This is a genomic window from Paraburkholderia sp. SIMBA_053 (assembly GCF_046534895.1).
Classification (GTDB): Bacteria; Pseudomonadota; Gammaproteobacteria; order Burkholderiales; family Burkholderiaceae; genus Paraburkholderia; species Paraburkholderia caledonica.
Map to the genome: position 1 here is coordinate 1,219,676 of NZ_JAWRXU010000001.1, position 19,253 is coordinate 1,238,928.

The 19,253-nt window shown below is 59.4% G+C and carries 16 protein-coding genes; 2 read left to right on the forward strand and 14 right to left on the reverse strand.

Annotation, left to right across the window (positions count from 1 at the left end; translation table 11 throughout):
- Nucleotides 1–12: 12 nt before the first annotated feature.
- The 4 genes from SB753_RS05555 to SB753_RS05570 form a co-directional block, all read right to left on the reverse strand.
- Nucleotides 13–3,567, reverse strand: coding sequence for an indolepyruvate ferredoxin oxidoreductase family protein (locus SB753_RS05555; protein WP_410799372.1), 3,555 nt, complete (start codon nt 3,565–3,567; stop codon nt 13–15).
- A gap of 653 nt (nt 3,568–4,220) precedes the next feature.
- Nucleotides 4,221–4,694, reverse strand: coding sequence for an Lrp/AsnC family transcriptional regulator (locus SB753_RS05560; RefSeq protein ID WP_288826526.1), 474 nt, complete (start codon nt 4,692–4,694; stop codon nt 4,221–4,223).
- 446 nt (nt 4,695–5,140) lie between these two features.
- Nucleotides 5,141–5,545, reverse strand: a complete 405-nt coding sequence (locus SB753_RS05565; RefSeq protein WP_310066263.1) for a hypothetical protein — start codon at nt 5,543–5,545, stop codon at nt 5,141–5,143.
- A gap of 17 nt (nt 5,546–5,562) precedes the next feature.
- On the reverse strand, nt 5,563–5,928 hold the full coding sequence (locus tag SB753_RS05570) for a hypothetical protein (protein WP_051120923.1): 366 nt from the start codon (nt 5,926–5,928) through the stop codon (nt 5,563–5,565).
- A 769-nt stretch (nt 5,929–6,697) separates the two neighbouring features.
- On the opposite strand from SB753_RS05570, the gene SB753_RS05575 reads away from it, so the two are divergent.
- The gene (locus SB753_RS05575) at nt 6,698–9,220 is read left to right on the forward strand and encodes a PAS domain S-box protein (protein WP_410799374.1); all 2,523 of its coding nucleotides are present in this window, start codon (nt 6,698–6,700) and stop codon (nt 9,218–9,220) included.
- A 63-nt stretch (nt 9,221–9,283) separates the two neighbouring features.
- On the opposite strand, the gene SB753_RS05580 is transcribed toward SB753_RS05575, so the two are convergent.
- The 9 genes from SB753_RS05580 to SB753_RS05620 all read right to left on the reverse strand — a co-directional run bounded on the left by SB753_RS05580 (nt 9,284) and on the right by SB753_RS05620 (nt 16,590).
- Nucleotides 9,284–10,189: a LysR family transcriptional regulator gene (locus SB753_RS05580; protein ID WP_020066708.1), complete on the reverse strand. Its 906-nt coding sequence runs from the start codon at nt 10,187–10,189 to the stop codon at nt 9,284–9,286.
- A 102-nt stretch (nt 10,190–10,291) separates the two neighbouring features.
- Nucleotides 10,292–10,729: a type II 3-dehydroquinate dehydratase gene (gene aroQ / locus SB753_RS05585; protein WP_020066709.1), complete on the reverse strand. Its 438-nt coding sequence runs from the start codon at nt 10,727–10,729 to the stop codon at nt 10,292–10,294.
- Nucleotides 10,730–10,747: 18 nt separating this feature from the next.
- Entirely contained in the window at nt 10,748–11,800 is a 1,053-nt protein-coding gene (locus tag SB753_RS05590) for a Gfo/Idh/MocA family protein (protein ID WP_410799377.1), read from the reverse strand.
- 157 nt (nt 11,801–11,957) lie between these two features.
- The gene (aroE, locus tag SB753_RS05595; protein WP_088174159.1) at nt 11,958–12,791 is read right to left on the reverse strand and encodes a shikimate dehydrogenase; all 834 of its coding nucleotides are present in this window, start codon (nt 12,789–12,791) and stop codon (nt 11,958–11,960) included.
- A complete protein-coding gene (locus SB753_RS05600) occupies nt 12,788–14,011 on the reverse strand; it encodes a CaiB/BaiF CoA transferase family protein (RefSeq protein ID WP_410799379.1) in 1,224 nt (407 codons plus the stop codon). Before SB753_RS05600 ends, aroE begins: the two co-directional genes overlap by 4 nt.
- A complete protein-coding gene (locus tag SB753_RS05605; protein ID WP_088174157.1) occupies nt 14,011–14,478 on the reverse strand; it encodes a MaoC family dehydratase in 468 nt (155 codons plus the stop codon). The genes SB753_RS05600 and SB753_RS05605 overlap by 1 nt, the downstream gene beginning before the upstream one ends.
- 2 nt (nt 14,479–14,480) lie before the next feature.
- Entirely contained in the window at nt 14,481–14,873 is a 393-nt protein-coding gene (locus SB753_RS05610; protein ID WP_087751956.1) for a VOC family protein, read from the reverse strand.
- Nucleotides 14,870–15,820: a ketopantoate reductase family protein gene (locus SB753_RS05615; protein WP_410799381.1), complete on the reverse strand. Its 951-nt coding sequence runs from the start codon at nt 15,818–15,820 to the stop codon at nt 14,870–14,872. The genes SB753_RS05610 and SB753_RS05615 overlap by 4 nt, the downstream gene beginning before the upstream one ends.
- Before the next feature lie 194 nt (nt 15,821–16,014).
- The gene (locus tag SB753_RS05620) at nt 16,015–16,590 is read right to left on the reverse strand and encodes a TetR/AcrR family transcriptional regulator (RefSeq protein ID WP_410799383.1); all 576 of its coding nucleotides are present in this window, start codon (nt 16,588–16,590) and stop codon (nt 16,015–16,017) included.
- Between the two features lie 184 nt (nt 16,591–16,774).
- Between SB753_RS05620 and SB753_RS05625 the strand changes: the two genes are divergently transcribed.
- Nucleotides 16,775–18,184, forward strand: a complete 1,410-nt coding sequence (locus tag SB753_RS05625) for an amidase (RefSeq protein WP_410799385.1) — start codon at nt 16,775–16,777, stop codon at nt 18,182–18,184.
- 107 nt (nt 18,185–18,291) lie between these two features.
- On the opposite strand, the gene SB753_RS05630 is transcribed toward SB753_RS05625, so the two are convergent.
- Entirely contained in the window at nt 18,292–19,188 is an 897-nt protein-coding gene (locus SB753_RS05630) for an NmrA family NAD(P)-binding protein (RefSeq protein ID WP_410799387.1), read from the reverse strand.
- Nucleotides 19,189–19,253 lie beyond the last annotated feature (65 nt).

Sequence of the window (19,253 nt, forward strand, 5' to 3'; positions counted from 1 at the left end):
CTCCTGGTTTATTCATGCGGACGCTCGCCATTGATGCGCAGGAGCCGACAAAGCGGCCAACAACGTATCCCGCTTTGCCATCGCTTCATCAATCGCTCTTTCTTTGACTTGCCCGTAACCGCGAATCGAGTCGGGAAGCTTTGCCAATTCGATGCACACGTCCGGCTTATCGGCGAGATGCGTTAGCGCGGTTCTAATCCACAAGCGGTACTCACGGACCAGCGCGCGCTCCTGTCTCCTTTCCGCGGTGTGGCCGAACGGGTCGAATGGTGTTCCCCGCAAGATCTTCAGTCGTGCCAGCAATGGAAAAACGTGGCCGATCCAAGGCCCAAACTCTTTCTTGATGAGTTCGCCCTTCTCGTTCTTGCGCGATAGCAACGGCGGAGCAAGGTAGTAGCGAATCTTGAAGTCTCCCTCGAACTGGTTTTCAAGGGATTTTTTGAATCCGGGCAACGAGTACAACCGTGCTACCTCATACTCGTCTTTATAGGCCATCAGCTTATACAGGCCCTCGGCAACAGCCAAGATAAAGGCCTCTCGCTTGCCGTGCGATCCGACTTGCGCCGCAATCTCACTGACAAAGGTCTCATACTCGCGCGCATAGCGTTCGCTTTGATATGCAGCGAGCAACGACACTCTCGACTGGATCAGTTCGTCCAGCACGACCTTTTTCTTCTGGCGCCAGACAATCACCGATTCGACTTCCTGACCGGCGGCAAAGCGGGCAGGATTGACCGCGAGCCAGCGTCCGATCTGCAATGCCAGCTTGTTCTTCTTGACGGCTTGACCGTTGAGTTCGATCGCGCGCTCTATCGACTCGCGAGCCAATGGGATCAAACCCTGCTGCCACACGAAACCCAGCATGATCGCGTTGGAAAATACTGTGTCTCCCAAATGTCGTCTGGCAATATCCTGCGCGTCGACCCAGTCGACGAAGTCGTCACCGCACACTGACTCCACATGCGATTTCAGTTCCGCCTCAGGCAATTGCCAATCGCGGTTGGCGACAAACGCTGAGGTGGGGGAAGTCTGTCCATTGATAACGACGCGCGTTTTGCCTTTTCTTATTCTCGAGAGCGTGTCGGGCGCCGCCGTCACGACAAGATCGCAGCCAATGATGACATCCGCTGAGCCCGATGGAATTCGCGACGCGTACATGGGCTCCCGCTTCGATGCTAGTCGCACGTGACTCCACACAGCGCCACCTTTCTGAGCGAGGCCTGCCATGTCGAGAACGGTACATCCACGTCCTTCCAGGTGCGCCGCCATACCGAGCAGATTGCCGATCGTCACGACGCCTGTTCCGCCGACACCGTTGATCAAAATGTCCACGGTGTCGGTCATTGGCGGTGAAGCGGGATATGGTAGTTCAGGCCAGTCTGCCATCGTGGCTTCAGGCGATTTCTTCGTTTGGCTCGATCGAAGCTCCCCACCCTCGACTGAGACGAAACTCGGGCAGAAACCTTGCACGCATGAGAAGTCTTTATTACAGCTCGACTGATTGATCTGGCGCTTTCGCCCTAACGGCGTGTCGAGCGGCTCGACCGAGAGGCAATTGCTTTGGACAGAGCAATCACCGCAGCCTTCGCAAACTTCGCTATTGATCGCAACGCGCTTCGCCGGATCGGGATAAGTGCCTTTCTTCCGGCGACGCCTCTTCTCGCTAGCGCAGGTTTGATCGTAGACGAGCACTGACACCCCTTCGTAATCACGAAGGTTGCGCTGCACGGCGTCGAGTTCTGCACGGTCGTGAACGGTGGTCCCCGCCGCGAATGTGGTGCCACGTATGCGATATTGTTCGATATCGTCGCTGACCACGGCAATTCGTCGCACGCCCTCTGCGGCAACCTGGCGCGTGATGCCGTCGACGGTTAATTCGCCATCGACCGGCTGACCGCCTGTCATCGCAGCAGCGTCGTTATAGAGTATCTTGAAGGTCATCGATACATGCGCCGCGACCGCCTGACGAATTGCGAGCGAACCCGAATGGAAGTAAGTTCCGTCGCCAATGTTCGCGAAGATATGTTTGCGCGTAGAGAACTGCGCCTGGGCGACCCAAGGAACACCTTCACCGCCCATATGCGTGTACGACTCGGTACGACGGTCCATCGAGCTCGCCATGTAGTGGCAGCCGATACCAGCCGTTGCACGCGATCCCTCTGGGACGCGAGTAGAAGTATTGTGCGGACAACCGGAACAGAAAAAAGGCTTTCTGATAGCGCCCGCGACAGCCTGTACCCGTCCAACGGCCTCGAGCGCAGCTAAGCGCGCCTCGATCTCCCGCTTCCGCGTTTCCGTCCAGCCCGCTTGCGCTCGCAACCGGGCGACGATCGCGCTGGCAACTTCCACGGGCGTCAACTCATAGTCGCTTCTCAACAGGCAGGCTTCGCCAGAGCGATTCCATTCGCCACCACTCGCTCCACTGCCCTTACCGGAGACGCGAACCAGCGGAAGCCCATTCAATGCATCGGAATAGAGCTCGTCCTTGATTTGCTGTTCGATGATCGGACGCTTTTCCTCGACGACAAGAAGTTCATCGAGGCCTGCCGCGAAGTCCCGGAGAATCGTCGGCTCCAGAGGCCACACCATGCCGATTTTTAGCACAGCCAGGCCATTTCTCTCGATATCGTCGTCACTCAATCCCAGTAACCTGAGCGCCTCCATGACGTCGTTGTATGCCTTGCCGGCGCACACGATCCCCAGCTTCGATTTCGGCCCTTTGATCCGAATGGAATTGAGACGATTCGCCCGGCAGAACGCCAACGCCGCAGGCAGCCTTTTGCGTACGATTCGCGGCTCCTGTTCGGCCCATACATCGGGCGAACGGATGTGAAGATCATCGTCGGCGGCAAATTCTTTGTCGGGCAACCGAATGTCGATGCGATGAGGATCGACGTCGGCAACGGCGGACGTTTCGATCACGTCGGACACACATTTCAATCCGACCCACAGTCCAGAATATCGCCCCATTGCGATGCCGAGCACACCAAAGTCGAGATAGTCCTGCACACTCGCCGGATAGAGAACCGGAATGAACGCAGCAATCAATGCCTGTTCGCTCTGATGTCCAAAAGTGGATGACTTGGCAGTGTGATCGTCCGCTGCCGCAACCAGCACACCGCCGAGAGCCGATGTGCCGGCACCGTTGCCATGCTTCAAGGCGTCGCCGCTGCGATCTACGCCCGGCCCTTTGCCGTACCACATCGAAAAGACACCCTCGACCGTGGACTCCTGCGGAAAGAGCGCTAGTTGCTGGGTGCCCCACACCGCGGTCGCCGCGAGATCTTCGTTGATAGCGGGAAGGAACTTGATCTGATGCTGCTTGAGCACAGCTTCGGCTGACCAGAGTGCGGTGTCGAAGCCCGCCAACGGCGAGCCGCGATAGCCGGAAACGAATCCGGCAGTACTCAGTCCGGCGTCATTGTCGCGAATGCGCTGATTGATCATCACGCGAATGAGCGCATGCGAGCCGCTCATGTACGCGTAGCCCCGCTCCTTTCGATACTTGTCATCAAGGCTGACCTCAGAAGTTGGCGCTGTCTCGACTTCGATCACCGGATTGTTCATTGCCGTCTCCTTCCGTATTTTTTCATCGACCGAAGTCGAGCCGGGTTCGAGTATAGGACTCGACTTTCTTCAGGAAAACAGCACCGCATGTCTACGGCGGGCGGAAAGCGCTAAACGGTCTTCAACACCTGCTACTCAAAACTAATCGCTTTAAGCTGGAAGTGATCTGTAGCTCCGTACGGAAGTAAAAAGTGCTCGGCGGCCAGCGAGAATCGATTCTTTTTCGAATGCCATTCGTTTTTTCGCTCATGGCAGATATGGCCGACACTCTTCATGCGAGAGGACACCTTGCCAAAGCGGCAATAAGAACTTCCGAACGGCGTTCCACCAGATACCGTTAATCGAATTGGTCGAGAGACAGCATAGCCGTGGGCGCGCCGCCGAACAGCTTATGGATATTCATCGATTGGACCGACAAGCCGCATCGCGCGTAAAAACGGTGGCACATAATTGAGCCGATCTCGTCGCAAACTTAACTGCGCGATATGCTGCTCGCGCTACAGGCGTTTATGCCGGAAGGTGTGGAATGGACTCGGCCGGAAAGCGGAATGTTCGTCTGGCTACAACTGCCGAGTGGCATGGATAGCAGCAGGCTTCTGCAGGACGCATTGGACAGTCATGTCGCATTTGTGCCAAGCAGCACGCGCACGAAGTTACTCGACAGGGCTCGGCCCGCGCTCGAGATAGGTAGACAACGCAATGTAGCTTCGTGTGCCGGTGAAACCCTCGATAGAGTGAATCCGCTCCAATAGATCCTCGAGCGTCTGCGTATCCCGCGTACGGACCTTTAGCAGCATGGCACTATCGCCCGTCACGGTGTGGATCTCTTCAACATCGGGGAGTTCTTTCAACTTGAGGAGATGGCGCGTGACGAGATAACTCGGCGTGTCGACGTGCACGAAGGCAAGCAATGGCCTGCCCAGCTTAGAGCCGTCGAGCGAACAAGCTGTCTTCTTGATGACGCCTTCGCGCTTAAGTCGTTTGACACGCTCATGCACCGCCGGCGCAGACAGATACAGCAGGGCTCCCAATTCGGCGTAGCTTCGGGTGGAATCGTCTGCGAGCAGGTTGAGCAGTTTGCGATCTGTCGCATCGAGTTTTGCCGGCGCGGAGGTGATCTGCCGCATACCCTGCCCTTCTGCAGCCTCTCGCGCCGTAGCTTCCCTACCTGTGGCCATCTTGATCTCACACGGATTGTCGGTGTCTGGTCGCTCAAGCATAGACCATTACCTGAATGCCATACAAGGAAATATGGCTTTCCTCTAAGCATATCAAGCTCACTCGATGAATGGGCCCGACTTTATCAAGCAACTCACCGGAATGCCGTGTAGTGGGCTCGATTGAGAGCACGGTGAAAGGACGATCCGACAAAGTACCGCCGGCAGTATCTTCGGTACGCTGAAGTACTGGACGGACCTCGCCGTCCCGCGGACAAAAGCGACCATGCATGCAGTTATTTCGCACCCCTTGGCATCACGCGCTAAGACGGCCACCCGAAGGCGTGAATTTCGCTGAATTGGCCTCAACCGCGCATGACGATCTCTCTGCACGACCGGCGCGATTGCAGCGAGCTTTACGCGGCTTCTGCCAACTCTGGCCAGGCTGCCGTTTCGACTGCACGCTCGTGCAGATGTCGCCGCGCGACGTCCTCGAACTGTGCGTGCCACTGTGCAACGTCGCCCCCATCATGGACGTCTTCCAGGTCTTGCAGAAGCGCGATAACGCGTGGTTCGTAAGCATTGACGCCCGACATTGCCAACGCGTGAAGCAATGGACCACCCTCGCCCGCCTGGTAGTACCCAATACCGAATTCTTCCAACGCGGGCGAGTAGTGCTCGTCGTGAATCAGCGCGCCGATCGCGCAGCGGCGGCCATCGCGCCCACGCAACCGACAACTGCCGCTGTCGTCTTCCGACACTGCCATTTGCGCGAGGAGATGCGAGCGCACCGTTGTGAAGATCTGCTGGAGGCTTGTCATGAAACTGCTCCGCATCTTCACGCAGCGCGCTGCAAGCTATTCGCCGACAGTCCGAATCTGCGCGCGATAGAGCGCAGCCGCTCATCCCATTCCCAGATGCCGAAGACGTCATGAACGTTCTGCAGACAGCTCAACAATTCGACGGTCTGTGGCGAATAGATATTGAGGCGTGCGCGCAACAGTGCGCGCTTCAGTGCAGCGACCCCTGCGTCCATGTAGGTGGGAATCTGCAGCGCGTCGGCGAGGACATAGCGAACCGGCACTCCTTCCATCGACGTGCGGTAATCAATCGGACGGATCATTGCGCCGATCGGGCATCCGCCGCAACGGCCGCGGTACGCGCCGCCGCCCCGCGGAAGCAGCGCGGCGTTCCCCTGGTTCATAAGATGCGCCACGCTCGAATCGAAGATCTGTTGATGAGTAAGAAATCCCGCTGCCACGGCTTTGCTCCGACGAATTAAACATGTACACACTATCGTCCGCTGGCGCGTTACCTTGTATCCAGAAAAACCCTGTTTTTACCTAAATGGAACAAAAGTACGCGTAATTTGTACCGAAAAAAGAGCGGACTGAGCGTTCGCTGATCCATGTTCGACGCCGCCGTCAGAGTGCCGTTAAGATAAGGGCGCGAGTGCATGAATTGGCGCGGTCCCCAAGCGCGGCAACCACTGCATTGGTAACCCTCAACAAGATCCAAACTCAGCACCAAGCGGCCGGGCAATAGACAGCAATATTCTCGCTATGGAAAACCGGCAAGTTGCCTATCAACATCGATTTCGCTTTTTCTCCCATTGTCAATACCTCGTGCAAGAAAGCGTGCTCGCTTACAAGGCGCTCGTGCGCTCGCTCCCGTCTTTCAACGTAATTCACTGTGCGCTCTACAAATCCGATTTACGTATCAGGACTACTTAGGAGAGTGCGGATCGCATGTTTTTCCGAACTTCCAGCACCATGCAAGGAGTCGCGCGGTCGGCTTGCCATCAAAGTGGTCCGCTACTATTGTCCCTTAGTCCGCACGTGGACATGTCACGACATGCCTTTAGCATAATTGCGGCTCGGCTCATACCTTGCTCGTGCAAACGTGTATAAATATTTCAGATCGCCTGTGTTTTACTCTGCCACGCGAGCGACACTCGCATGGAGTTATTGAAGATGACCACAAGTCAAGATCCGCAAGTCGAAAGCGATATCGCCGTACAACTCGCAGCCGAGCGCTCTACCAACGCCCGGCTACTCAAACTCATTAACGCCCACTCGAAGATCGCGGCGACCAAGCTGAATCTGGATACCTTCTTTTCCGTAGTGACCGACGCGCTGCTCGATCTGGTGCCCGCGGCCCACGCATCGGTAGTGGAATGGGTCGACGGCGACGACATGGTGTACCGCGCATGCAGCGGGTCGATAGCGCGGCACGTCGGTTTGCGCCTGAAGCGCGAGGGGAGTCTCTCGGGTCTGTGCTCTGTCGAGAACAAGCTGCTCTATTGCCGCAACACTTCTAACGACCCTCGCGTCGACAGGCAGGCGTGCGAGCGAGTGGGAGCCGCTTCGATGATCGTCGCGCCGCTTGCCTACCACGCGGAAGTGGCAGGCGTCGTCAAGCTGATGGCCGACACTCACGATGCGTTCTCTGCCGAAGACATTCAAACTCTCGAGCGGATCACTTCGCTCGTCGCGTCCGGTATGGCGCATCAGCGCGTATTTGCCGAGAACCGGACACTGATCGAAGAAAACGCGATCACCATCGCAAAGCTGCGTACCGAAATCGGTTTGCGCGAAGCCGCGGACAAGAGACTCGCTTCCTCCCTGCGCCGCCGCAGACTCGTGCTCGACACTACGCATGACGCTTTCATTTGCACGGACTCGAACGGCATCATCATCGACTGGAACGATGCGGCGAACCGCACGTTCGGTTATTCACGCGACGCCGTGATCGGCCAGCCCATGCTGTCACTGCTATTCCCCGAGCGCTGCAAGGCCGAGTACGCTCAGTTGGACATCTTCGAGTTCGACCGGAAGCAGCCCGGACACAGTCCGCGCACAGAACTGACTGCCGCGCGAAGCGACGGCAGCGAATTCCCGGCAGAACTTTCCGTGGCCGCTGTGCAATATGACGGCAGTAAAGAACTCGCGTACTTCGTTCGCGACATCACCGAGCGCTTTAACGCGCGCGATCTCGACAAGCGCTTTCGTGTGCTTGTCGATGCGATCAGCGATTACGCCATCACGTTGCTCGACGCCGACGGGCTCATCACCACCTGGAGTGCCGGGTCCGTGCATGTAATGGGCTACCATGCCGACGAAGTAATCGGCAAGCCACACTCGCTTTTCTACACGCCCGAAGACGTGTCAGTGGGCAGGCCGCAGAAAGACCTCGACCAGGCCGCGCGCGAAGGCCGCAGCGAAATGGAAGAGTGGCGTGTGCGCAAGAACGGCACGAACTTCTGGGCCAACACCATCGTCACGGCGCTGCGCGATCCCAACGGCGCGCTGCAAGGCTTTGCGAAGATCACGCGCGACATGTCGCGGCGGCGGCGCATGGAAGAACTCGAAGCATCAAGCCAGCGTATGAGCCAGTTCCTCGGCCTGCTGGGGCATGAATTGCGTAATCCTCTCGCTCCACTGCGCAACGCCGTTAGCATGCTGCAACTCAAATCGAAGGGGCACGAAGCATTTCTGCCAGAACACGAGCTTATAGACCGTCAGCTGTCGCACCTCACCCGTCTGGTCGACGATCTGCTCGACGCCGGGCGCGTGACGCTCGGCCGCGTACACATCACGCCTACGCCGTGCACGTTGCAGGCAGTCGTTCAGCTCAGCATAGAAGGCAGTGCGCCGCTTCTGGCAGCGCGCAACCAGACATTGAACGTGTCGATGCCCGAAGAGCCGATGCGCGTGAACGGCGACCTCACGCGTCTGGTGCAGGTCGTGCAGAACCTGTTGAACAACGCATCGAAGTTCAGTCCCATTGGTGCGTCAATCGACTTGACGGTATTTCGATCAGCACGGCTACTCGCCATTCGTATTGACGACCCCGGCCGCGGCATCGAGCCCGATGCGATCGATGCGATGTTCAATCTGTTCGTGCAGGAAACGCCGACCGAAGAACAGGCCGATAAAAGCGGCCTTGGCATTGGACTCACGCTCGCGCGTGCAATTGTGGATCTGCACGGCGGGCATATCGACGCGCGTAGTGCAGGACGCGGCAAAGGCAGTTCGTTCACAGTATGGCTGCCGGGGTACGAAAGCGAAGTTGCCGACGAAGAGACACGCGAGAATCCGCCCGTCGCACCGCAACAAGCAAACCTGCGCGTACTCGTTGTCGACGACAACAACGACTCTGCGGACAGCATGGCCGCGCTCGTAGAAGTGCTCGGCCATGAATCGCGCGCAGTGTACGACGGCGCCGCTGCCGTCGAGCTCGCGAAACAGTGGCAACCAGCGCTTGTCCTTCTCGATCTTTCGATGCCGAAGATCACCGGCTTCGATGCGTTACCGCAGATTCGCGCAGCCCTGCAGGAGCCCGGCGCGGTGATCGCGGCGATGACAGGACTCGGCACCAGCGAAGACCGCGCGCGGACCGCAGCAGCAGGCTTCGATTTGCATCTGACCAAACCGGTCGGTCTCGACGATCTGGAAGATGTGCTGCGTCTTGCAGGCAAGAGCTCTGTGACCTGAGAGCGCGATGTGTGTCGGCTCGCACGGCGCTCAGGTCATTTCATATCGGCCGGCTCACACGAGCTAACTCCTGCTCGAAAACAGGTCGGCCACAACGGAGCGCAACCAGCGATTGCCCGCCTCGTGATGGTACTTCGCATGCCAATGCTGCCGGACTGCGAATTTATCGACCTGGAACGGACAGGAGTGAACTGCAATGTCGTTCACTCTTGCCAATGTCTCCCCGATGTTTCGTGGCAACGTGGCGATCAGATCGGTCGACTTGATGATCGAGCCGAGCCCGAGCATGCCCGGAAGCTCGAGCACAACATCCCGTTCTATGTTCTCGCGCAACAGCGCCTGCTCGAGCAATTGCGCGCCCGTCCCGGCGGCAATGGTCACGTGCCCCTCGCGACAGTACTGCTTGATGCTGAGCCTGGTGCGCACACGTGGATGGTCAGGATTGGCGAGACAGACCCAGTCCTGCATATAGAGCTGTTGCTGATACATGCCACTGCCGAGCCACGGTATATGCCCGATCGCCAGATCGGCTTCGCCGGATTCGAGCGCGCGCTCCGTGTTCCCATCGATTCTCGCGGCTTCCAGCCGAATGCCCGGCGCGTGGGCGCGCACATGTGCCAGCATCCTGGGAAGCAGCGTGATGTGACTCGCATCCGTCATGCAGATGCGAAACCGGCGCTTTGCCGTGTTCGGGTCGAACGATATCTCCCACGCCGAAAACCGGCGAAGCGACTCCAGTATCTGCCTGCACGGTCCGATCAGCGCATCCGCCTGCGGCGTCGGCGTCATCCCGCCTGGTGTACGGACGAACAGCGGGTCCTGCAGGTGTTCCCGTAGACGCCCCAGCCAGATGCTGACCGTGGGCTGACTCTGCCCAAGCTGCTCGGCAGCACGCGTGACGCTCCGCACGTCGTACAGCAGGTCGAAGAGCTGCAGTAGCTTGAGATCAGGTAGCTCGGGGCTATTCATGGCGATATTGTCGAATGTAATGTCGCCATTGTATTCATTGAATTATGCTTAAGCGCATATTCCTGTAACTTGCACCCCGCGCCTCGCCCGGCGCATCAGCTATCAGGCGGCAGCCGACACTGCCGCCCGCAGTCCGAGCGAGTAGCTGTCTATACCAAAGCCGCAAATCTGTCCCTTCACGATTTCGGCGAACACCGAATGGTGGCGAAAGGCTTCGCGGGCGTGAATGTTCGACATATGTATCTCGACGATGGGTACGGTCAGGATGGCGAGCGCGTCCCGAATGCCATAGCTATAGTGCGTCCATGCACCGGCATTGATCAGCACGCCATCGACTTTATCGACGAAAGCCTGATGGATCCGCGCACACATGTCCCCTTCGCTGTTGGTCTGGTAGCTCTCCACCGTGACGCCAAGCTCCGTGGCCAGCGCCTGAAGTTGAGCATCGATGTCGGCGAGCGTGGCAGTTCCGTATTGAACCGGATCGCGCTTGCCGAACATGTTGTGATTAATGCCGTGCAGCATGAGGAAAGTTTTCATGAGTTATCCATACGATGTTTAGACTGGCGTCGTTTCAACAACGGCGCCGGTTTTCGCTGCCATCACGACCGCTTCGGTAATGCGCAGATTTTGCAGGCCGTCGCGCGCGGTAACGATGGGTTTCGCCTCGCCTCGCACGACTTGCCCGAAGTGTTCCATCTGATACTTGAGAGGATCGTCGCGCATCACGGCCTCCATGCCGACATCGAACGGCTTCCACCAGGATCGATCCTCAGCTTTCCCGTAGGTCTTGAGGCGCATGGTCGGAATCGACAATGATCCAAACGTGCCGGCGATCACATAACAGTCTTCGTCAGCGTAGGACGCGTAGGCCTTGTTTTCTTGCGAGGTCTGTTCCCAACTGCGCGCGCTGGCGGCCGTATCCGATAACAGGAACGTGCCCAGTGCGCCGCTCGCGAAACGTAGATTGACGGCGACGGTATCCTCGACTGCATAGCCGCGCGTCACGTTTGACGAAAACGCCTGGACCGCCACGATGTCGCCGCATAGCATCCGCAGGTTGTGGATGTCGTGAATCATGTTGAGCAGAATCGGGCCTGCGCCCGGTTCCTTGCGCCATGGCGCGTCCTCGAAATACTGATCGGGCTTGAAGAACATTGCGCTGCCCATAACCGCGACTATCGAGCCGAGCCTGCCTTCGTCGATGATCGCCTTTGCGCGCGCCATGATCGGACTGTGCGCGCGGTGATGACCGATCAGCACGCTTGCGCCATAGCGGTCGGCATCGGCAACGAGTGCTTCTGCCTCGTCCACCGTGGACGCTATCGGCTTCTCCAGCAGCATCGGCACACCTGCCTGCATGCTCAAGCGCGCGTGTTCCAGGTGAAGCGTGTTCGGCGTTGCAAGAACCACACCGTCCGGACGATCTTGTCTGAAGAGTTCATCGAGCGAGCGGTAATGCGGCACATGTGCTTTCGCGGCAATGTCGGCCGCGGCGTCCGACGGATCGACCACCGCCGACAGGACACAAGTCGCGTTTTCCCGGACGACACGAATATGCTCGAGACCGATATAGCCGGCACCCGCTACGGCGATACGCGTTTTCTTCATATCACTCTCCATGTCTTCCGAGCCGGCGTGAATCGCCCACATCGAGATCAGATTGAACACGATAGCGAACGCGACGACCGGTTATAAGCCACAGCCTACTCGCGATAACGAAACTCCGTCATATGTCTCGCTTTGCACGCGGCGTTTTCTCGTCGCGTCAATCCAGCGGAACGGTCAGTTGGTCGATAATCGCGTGCGTGCGCGGACGAACACCTCGCCACCATGCGAACGCTTCGGCGGCCTGTTCGACCAGCATGCCGACGCCATCCGCGACACCTTGCACGCCCGCGTGACGCGCTAGCCGCAGGAACGGCGTAAGACCCTTCCCGTACGCGAGTTCATACGCCGTGCCGCTCGCGCTGAAGACGCTCGGCGGAACAGGCGGCCGCTGCCCGGTCAGGCTCGCGGACGTCGCGTTGACGACGAGGTCGAACTGTCCCATCGATTCAAGCTCCGCATAGCCGCACGCGACGAGTGTTGCGTCAGCCGCAACCTGTTCGACGAGCGCCTTCGCCTTGTCCACGTGCCGGTTAGCAATGACGAGTCGTGCAGGCCGCGCCGCGATGAACGGCAGCAGCGCGCCGCGCACCGCTCCGCCCGCGCCCAGGACCAGCACGCGCTTGCCCGCCATCGGCTGATGCAGGTTGATTTCAATGTCACGCACGAGTCCGACGCCGTCGAAGTTCTCCGCCACGATGCGCCCGTTCTCGAACTTCATCGCGTTGACGGCCCCCGCGAGGGCAGCCCTTTCGCTGCGCTCGTCGGCCATGGCGAATGCCTGTAGCTTGAACGGCGCAGTGACGTTCATGCCCTTGCCGCCCGCAGCGATGAAAGTTCTCACCGTATCGTCGAAGGCATTGGCCGGCTCCAGCGGCCCTTCGATGGCGTCATACGTCATGTCCTGTCCGGTCTCTTCTGCGAAAAGACCGTGGATCAGCGGCGATTTCGTATGTCCAATCGGATTGCCGATTACCGCGTATCGATCGCTCATTGCGCACCCGGCTTCGAGAAGAGCACGCCATCGGTCTGCATCGCGTCGATCTCTGCCGCGCTGAAGCCCAGCGACTGAGCCACTTCCTCGTTGTGCTGCCCGAGATCGGGGCCGACTTCGCGTATCGACGTATCGCAGTCGGAGAAGCGGAACGGAAGGTTCGGCAGACGCAGTTTTCCGAAGCGCGGATGGTCCTGCTCGATCACCATGCCACGGGCGACGATCTGCGGATCGGCGACAACTTCATCGATGCGCTGAACCTTCGCGCTCGGCACATCGACGCTGTCGAGCAAGGCCAGCACTTCCGCGACAGGCCGCTCGGCTACCCACGGTTGAACGACTGCGAGAATGGCCTCGCGATTCGCATTCCGTCCGTTCAGACTATGGAAGCGCTCGTCGTTGCCGAAGCCAGCCGGACCGCCGTGTTGCTCGACGAGTGTGGCGAAGCGCCTCCACGAATCGTCCACTTGCGCCGCGATGACGAGATCGCCGTCGGCCGCGCGAAACACGCCGTACAACGTCGATGTCGGCATGTCGTGACCCGTTTGCTCCGGCACCACGCCTTGCATCGTGTAGCACTGCACCGCATATTCATGCATCGAAAATAGTGCGTCATACAGCGCCATGTCGATGTGCTGGCCGCGTCCGCTCTTCACCCGGCCGAGCAGCGCGGCGTTGACAGCCGCGACCGCATGAATGCCGGTGTACATGTCGCCGAGCGAAATACGCATGAGCGGCGGCGGCTCACCGGGGTTGCCGATCATCTGCATGATGCCGCTCTTCGCTTCCGCAATCAGGCCGAAGCCCGCGCGATGCGCATCCGGTCCGGTATGTCCATACGCGGAAATCGAGCAGTAGACGAGTCCCGGATTGCGCTCGGACAACGCGGCGTATCCGAGCCCGAGCTTGTCCAGCGCGCCCGGCCGGTAGTTCTCGATGAACACGTCGGCGGAATCGCACAGACGCTGCATGAACGCCTTGCCGCGCGGATCTTTCATGTTGACGCTCACGCCGCGCTTGCCCATGTTGAGCTGCAGGAAGTAGGCGCTTTGCTGGTCGTCGAGGACGGTGGCGTGCTGACGGCCTGCGTCGCCGCTGCCGGGACGCTCGACCTTGATGACTTCCGCGCCGAGCGCCGCAAGGCATCGGCCGACATAGGGACCGGCGAGAAAGTGGCTGTAGTCGACAACGCGGATACCTTCGAGTGGACGCGCCTGCATCATTTCGCTCCCGGACGGCGCGGGATCATCAGACGATGTTCGCCGCGTTGAACGACTTCGCCGTTCTGGTTGATCAACTCCGACGGCAACACGACGATGCCCCAGTCCGGACGGCTCTTGCTCGCGCGCATCGAGCCGACGCGGAACTTCACATGCAGTACGTCGTTAGCCTTGATCGGCAGCAAAAAGTCCCACGTCCAGCCGAGAGACATGCCAGGCAGAAAGCGATAGTCGCTTTGCGTCTTCAGGCCGTCGGCAATCGACAATCCGAACAGACCATGCGCGACGATCGAACCGAAATGGCTCGCATTGGCGTATTCCTCGTCGACATGTACCGGCGTGTGATCGCCTGTGAGATCGGCGTATGCGAGGATGCGTTCTTTCGTGACGGTATAGCTGGGGCTCACGCACTCGTCGCCTTCCCGCGCATCGTCCCAGTATTTTTCAATGATGGTAGTGGTGCTCATGCTCACGCCTCCGCGCGTGGGTTGATCGCCAGCGCCTGCGCAACGCACGTAGCAGGTTTAGCCTGAATGAGTTCGACAGCGAGGCCGTCGGGCAGACGCAGCCAGTTGCGGCCTTGCGGCATTTCTGTGACGCCGAACGCTTGCGCGGCGGCAAGCGCGGCTTCGAGGTCTTCGCACATGACGCCGAGATGCGCGAGCCGTCCCTCGGGGCCCTCATGCTGTGGCGCGCTGATGAACTGCAGGCCGCCCAGCGTCCAGTACTGACGCGGCTCTTCGCGCGTGCCGTCGACTTCTCGCATCGTCATGCCGAGCACATTTTCGAAGAAACCGATGTGCCAGTGAATGTCCTTCACCCAGATGGCGACGTGTTCCAGATAGGCTCTCGTCGCGCTCATGCTGCGGCCCCTTGTTTCTGGCGGTCCGTCATCGCCCGTTCGATGCCCTTGATGCAGGCGACGAGCGTCGAGTTCACCGGAGTCGGCACGTTGAGGCGCTCGCCCCAGCGCACGACCGCGCCGTTGATAAAGTCGATTTCGGTGATGGAAGACTTTTCGAGGCTTTGCAGCATCGATGTCTTGAATGCGGGCGGAAGACCTTCGGCGGCCATGTTCCAGGCGTCTTCGGCATTCGTGATGGAAAGCGTGATGCCGGCGGCCCGGGCCGCTGCCATTGCTTCTTCGACGGCTGCGAGCGACGTCGCTTTCAGAACAGGTTCATCGTAGAGCTGGCCATAGGTGAGCTGCGTGATGCCCGTGATCGCGCCCGTCGCGACGTTGATGAGCAGCTTGTCCCACATCGTGCCGAGAATGTTGTCGCTGACCGTGGTCGTCAGACCGGCGGCGTTGAACACATCCGCGATTTCTTGCGCACGGCCCGTGATGCGGCCGTCGAGTTCTCCGATGATCGTGAGCTTGCCCGTCACGCCGGCCTGGATATGGCCAGGCCCTCGCAGGACGCCGCCGACATACGTCTTGCCGGCGAGCACGCGCTCGCGTCCGACGATCTCGCTCAACACGTCTTCGTGGCCGAGACCGTTCTGCAACGACAGCACGACCGTTTCCGGACCGACGAGAGCGAGCGCGCCGCGCATCGCCTGATCGGTGTGAAAGGACTTGACCAGCACGATAACGAGGTCGACGGGACCGGCTTCTGCCGGATTCATCGTCGCCCGGACCTTGACCTGGCGCGTGCCGCGCTCGTCGTCGACTTGCAGACCGTCGCGGGACATGGCTTCGACGTGCTCGGCGGACCGGTCGACGAGCCACGTCTCATGGCCGCCTTCGGTCAGCGCGGAGCCGATTGCGCAACCCAGCGCTCCGGCCCCTAGAAATGCGATCTTCATATGCGTCTCCTTGAACGCAAACGAAGATACGGCTCCGCGTACATGCTGGCAATGCAATGGCTTTAATAGCCGCATTGCGTACGGCAATAATGGGGCGGGTCCTCAGGCGACGTTATGGCACGGAAATGCAGACGCCGCTCGCTCCCGGCAGCCTGCATTCTGCCATTGGGGTCTAGACGCGCCGAGGTAAAGCGTCAGCTCGGCAACAACCCGGCCTGCCTATAACTATCCATGAGCGTGTCAAACAGCGCGATGTCTGCGCGACCACGCGCCATGAGCTGCGCACCGGCGACTGCGGCATAGATGGCGCAGGCGCGTTGGCGGGCCCGCTGTGCGTCGACGATCTTCGCCTCTCGAAGATTTTTTTCCAGCCATGCGACATTCACGTCTGCAAAGGCCTGAACCTCCTTTTTCACTCCTTCGGGGAGATCGTCATACTCTGCGGCCATGAAGCTGCTCAGGCACATGCGGTTGTCGCTCTCGAGCGACTTGCGAAACGTTTCCGGATATCGACGCAGGCTAACAAGCGGATCCGCCGACTCGGTCGCAAGCGCTTCCAGCACCGCCGCGGAATCTTCCCAGTAACGCTTCGCAACGGCCGCAGCGAGGTCGGCCTTGCTTGCGAAGTGATGGTAGATGCTTGCAGCCTTGATCCCCACGTCCTGCGCAAGGTCGCGAATGTTCAGTCCGCTGTACCCGTGAGCCTGCGCCATTCTTGTAGCCGCGACGACAATTCTGTCGCTCGAACTTCCGGCGGCCTGATTCTTCATGGCAAATCTCCGCAAAAAAACTGTTGACTGCGCGGATTGTAGCGCCTAAAGTCCAATCTAACAAACGTTAGGTATAACGACTCGAGGCCGACTAGCCGTCGGCTTTTTTAACGCGGCGTCAGCCTATCGAACGTTAGGTAGGACGTCAGTCACATCATTGAATCAACCACTGATAGAGGAAGTTATGAGCTCGGAAATCTTTTTTCAGGATGCAACGCGACTGGCAGAACTGATCCGCAAGCGCGAAATCTCCCCGGTTGAAGTCATGCAGGCGCACCTTGACCGGATTGAAGCGATCGATCCCAAGATCAACGCCATTGTTACGGTCGCAGACGATGCAATAAAGGCCGCAAAAGCCGCCGAAGCGGCTGTGCTATCCGGACAAACGCTCGGGCCGCTTCACGGTGTGCCCTTCACTGCCAAAGACTCGATCGACACAGCCGGTGTGCCGACGCAGCGCGGCTCGCCTATTTTCAAAGGGCGCGTGCCTGACGCCGACGCAGTGAGCGTTCCGCGGCTGAAAAAGGCAGGCGGCATTCTCCTCGCAAAAACCAATCTGCCCGAATTCTCTTATTGGATTGAGAGCGACAACCTGCTTAGCGGTCGGTCGAACAATCCGTGGGACCTTGACCGGACACCCGGTGGATCAAGCGGCGGCGAATCGGCGGCCATTGCAGCAGGTATGTCGCCGTTGGGACTCGGCACTGATCTCGCCATCTCGGTGCGTGGGCCGGCCGCGCAGACCGGCATCGTCTCGCTCAAGGCAACGCACGGGCGAGTACCAATGACCGGCATCTGGCCGCGGGCACCGCGCCGCTTCTGGCATGTAGGTCCCATGGCGCGTAGCATCCGCGACCTTGCACTCGCCTTCTCGCAGTTGGCGGGCCCCGACGGGCAGGACGCTTTTGCGAGCGGCACCGTGCAATTCGATGCCGGAGTCGTGCGTTCGCATGATCGACCGTTGAGAGTGGGCTGGATGGTTGGGCCGGGCTTCGGACCGGTCGATCCCGAAGTCGCCGCGACTGTGCAGTCGGCGGCGGAAGCGCTCAGGAGCGTGGGCTGCATCGTCGAGCCCGTCAGTATTCCCGCGCTGGAACGTGACTTCGCTCTGGATGTGTTCAACCGCCTGCACGTTATGGAGATGAAGCCCGCGTTCGCGGAAGCCACGGCGGGCCACGGTCAGGACGAACTGTACAAGATGGCGAGAACAATGCTCGCGTTGCCTGACACGTCCATGAAGGACTATATCGACGCCGAACAGGCCGCCGAGCGTCTGCGGGACGGCTACGCCGAATACTTCACGAGATACGACGCGTTGATTACCCACGTCCTGCCGATCCCTGCCCACAAACATGGCGTCGACACGTTCACGATCAACGGTGAGACCGTCGACGCCAGGTATCTGCAGGGCGCAACGGTTCCGCTCAACGTGACCGGTTTGCCCGGCATTTCGATGCGATTCGGCACGAGCAAGGACGCACTGCCTATCAATGTGCAGATCGTCGGCAGCTGGCAGGCGGAGTCCACCATCCTCCATATCGCGTCATTGCTCGAATCCGTGAGCCCCGTGCGCGATCAGCATCCGAAGATCTGATGCGGTTGGCCGTTTGATTCGGTTTCGTTGCGCCGGACTCGTCCGCGAGTCTGGCGCACACGGGCGCCTTAACCGCGGCGACCGTCGAACGAACATCTCAGCGGCGCTTAACGTTGCGTTCCCGGCTGGAAAGCCTCACGGTTAGCAATGACGTAATCGTGGACGGAAATCGGCTTTTGGCCCGTTATCTGTTCGACCAGATCGTTAGTGCCGGCGAACTCGCCCGCCTGATAGCCGCGATACACCGACGTAATGTGCTGGATGAAATACGGCGGCAACCCAAACTGGTTGAGACGCGTCTCGAACGATTCGAGGCTCTCTGCTTCATAACGCATTGGGCGATCGAGCGCATCGCCGACTATTCTCGCCATTTGATCGTGATCCAGTTCCTCCGCGCCGAACAACGGATATGTCTTGCCCGCGTGAGACTCAAGGTTTAGCAGGATGCGAGCAATCACACGTCCCTGATCGGCGGCGGCGATCGGTGCGTGACGGCCGCTACCGGCGGGAACGCGCAGCACGTTATGGTTCGCGATCTCCGAGCGCTGAAATCCGTAACTCAGCCATTCCATGAAGAGTGTCGGCCGCAGATGAGTAACGGGAACACCGGACCAATCGAATATTCGCTCGCCATACCAGTGCGCAAGCGATGCATGGCTCCTTGCGTCGGCGCTCGCGGAAATCTGCGACATATTGACGATCGAGCGCACCCCTGCAAGCTTCGCCGCGTGAGCAAAATACGCAGTCGCATCGACGAGTTGCGGTTGCATGATGGGGTACACGAAATAGGCACCTGTCACGTCGCGTAGCGCTGCCTGAACCGCATGACTGTCGAGCAGATCGCCCACAACAACTTCAACGTCGCTCGTGCGTAACGATGCGGCGCGCTCGTCGTCGCGATGGACCAGTGCGCGCACGTGTGCGCCGCTCGACAAAAGCTCCTCGATAGCGGCACCGCCCGTTGCACCGGTAGCGCCCGTAATCAGATAAACATCATGCTTCATCTCATACTCCAGATTGGAATGTGAACACGTGCGCGACGCGCTTCGCTCGGCGAAGTGCCGGCTCT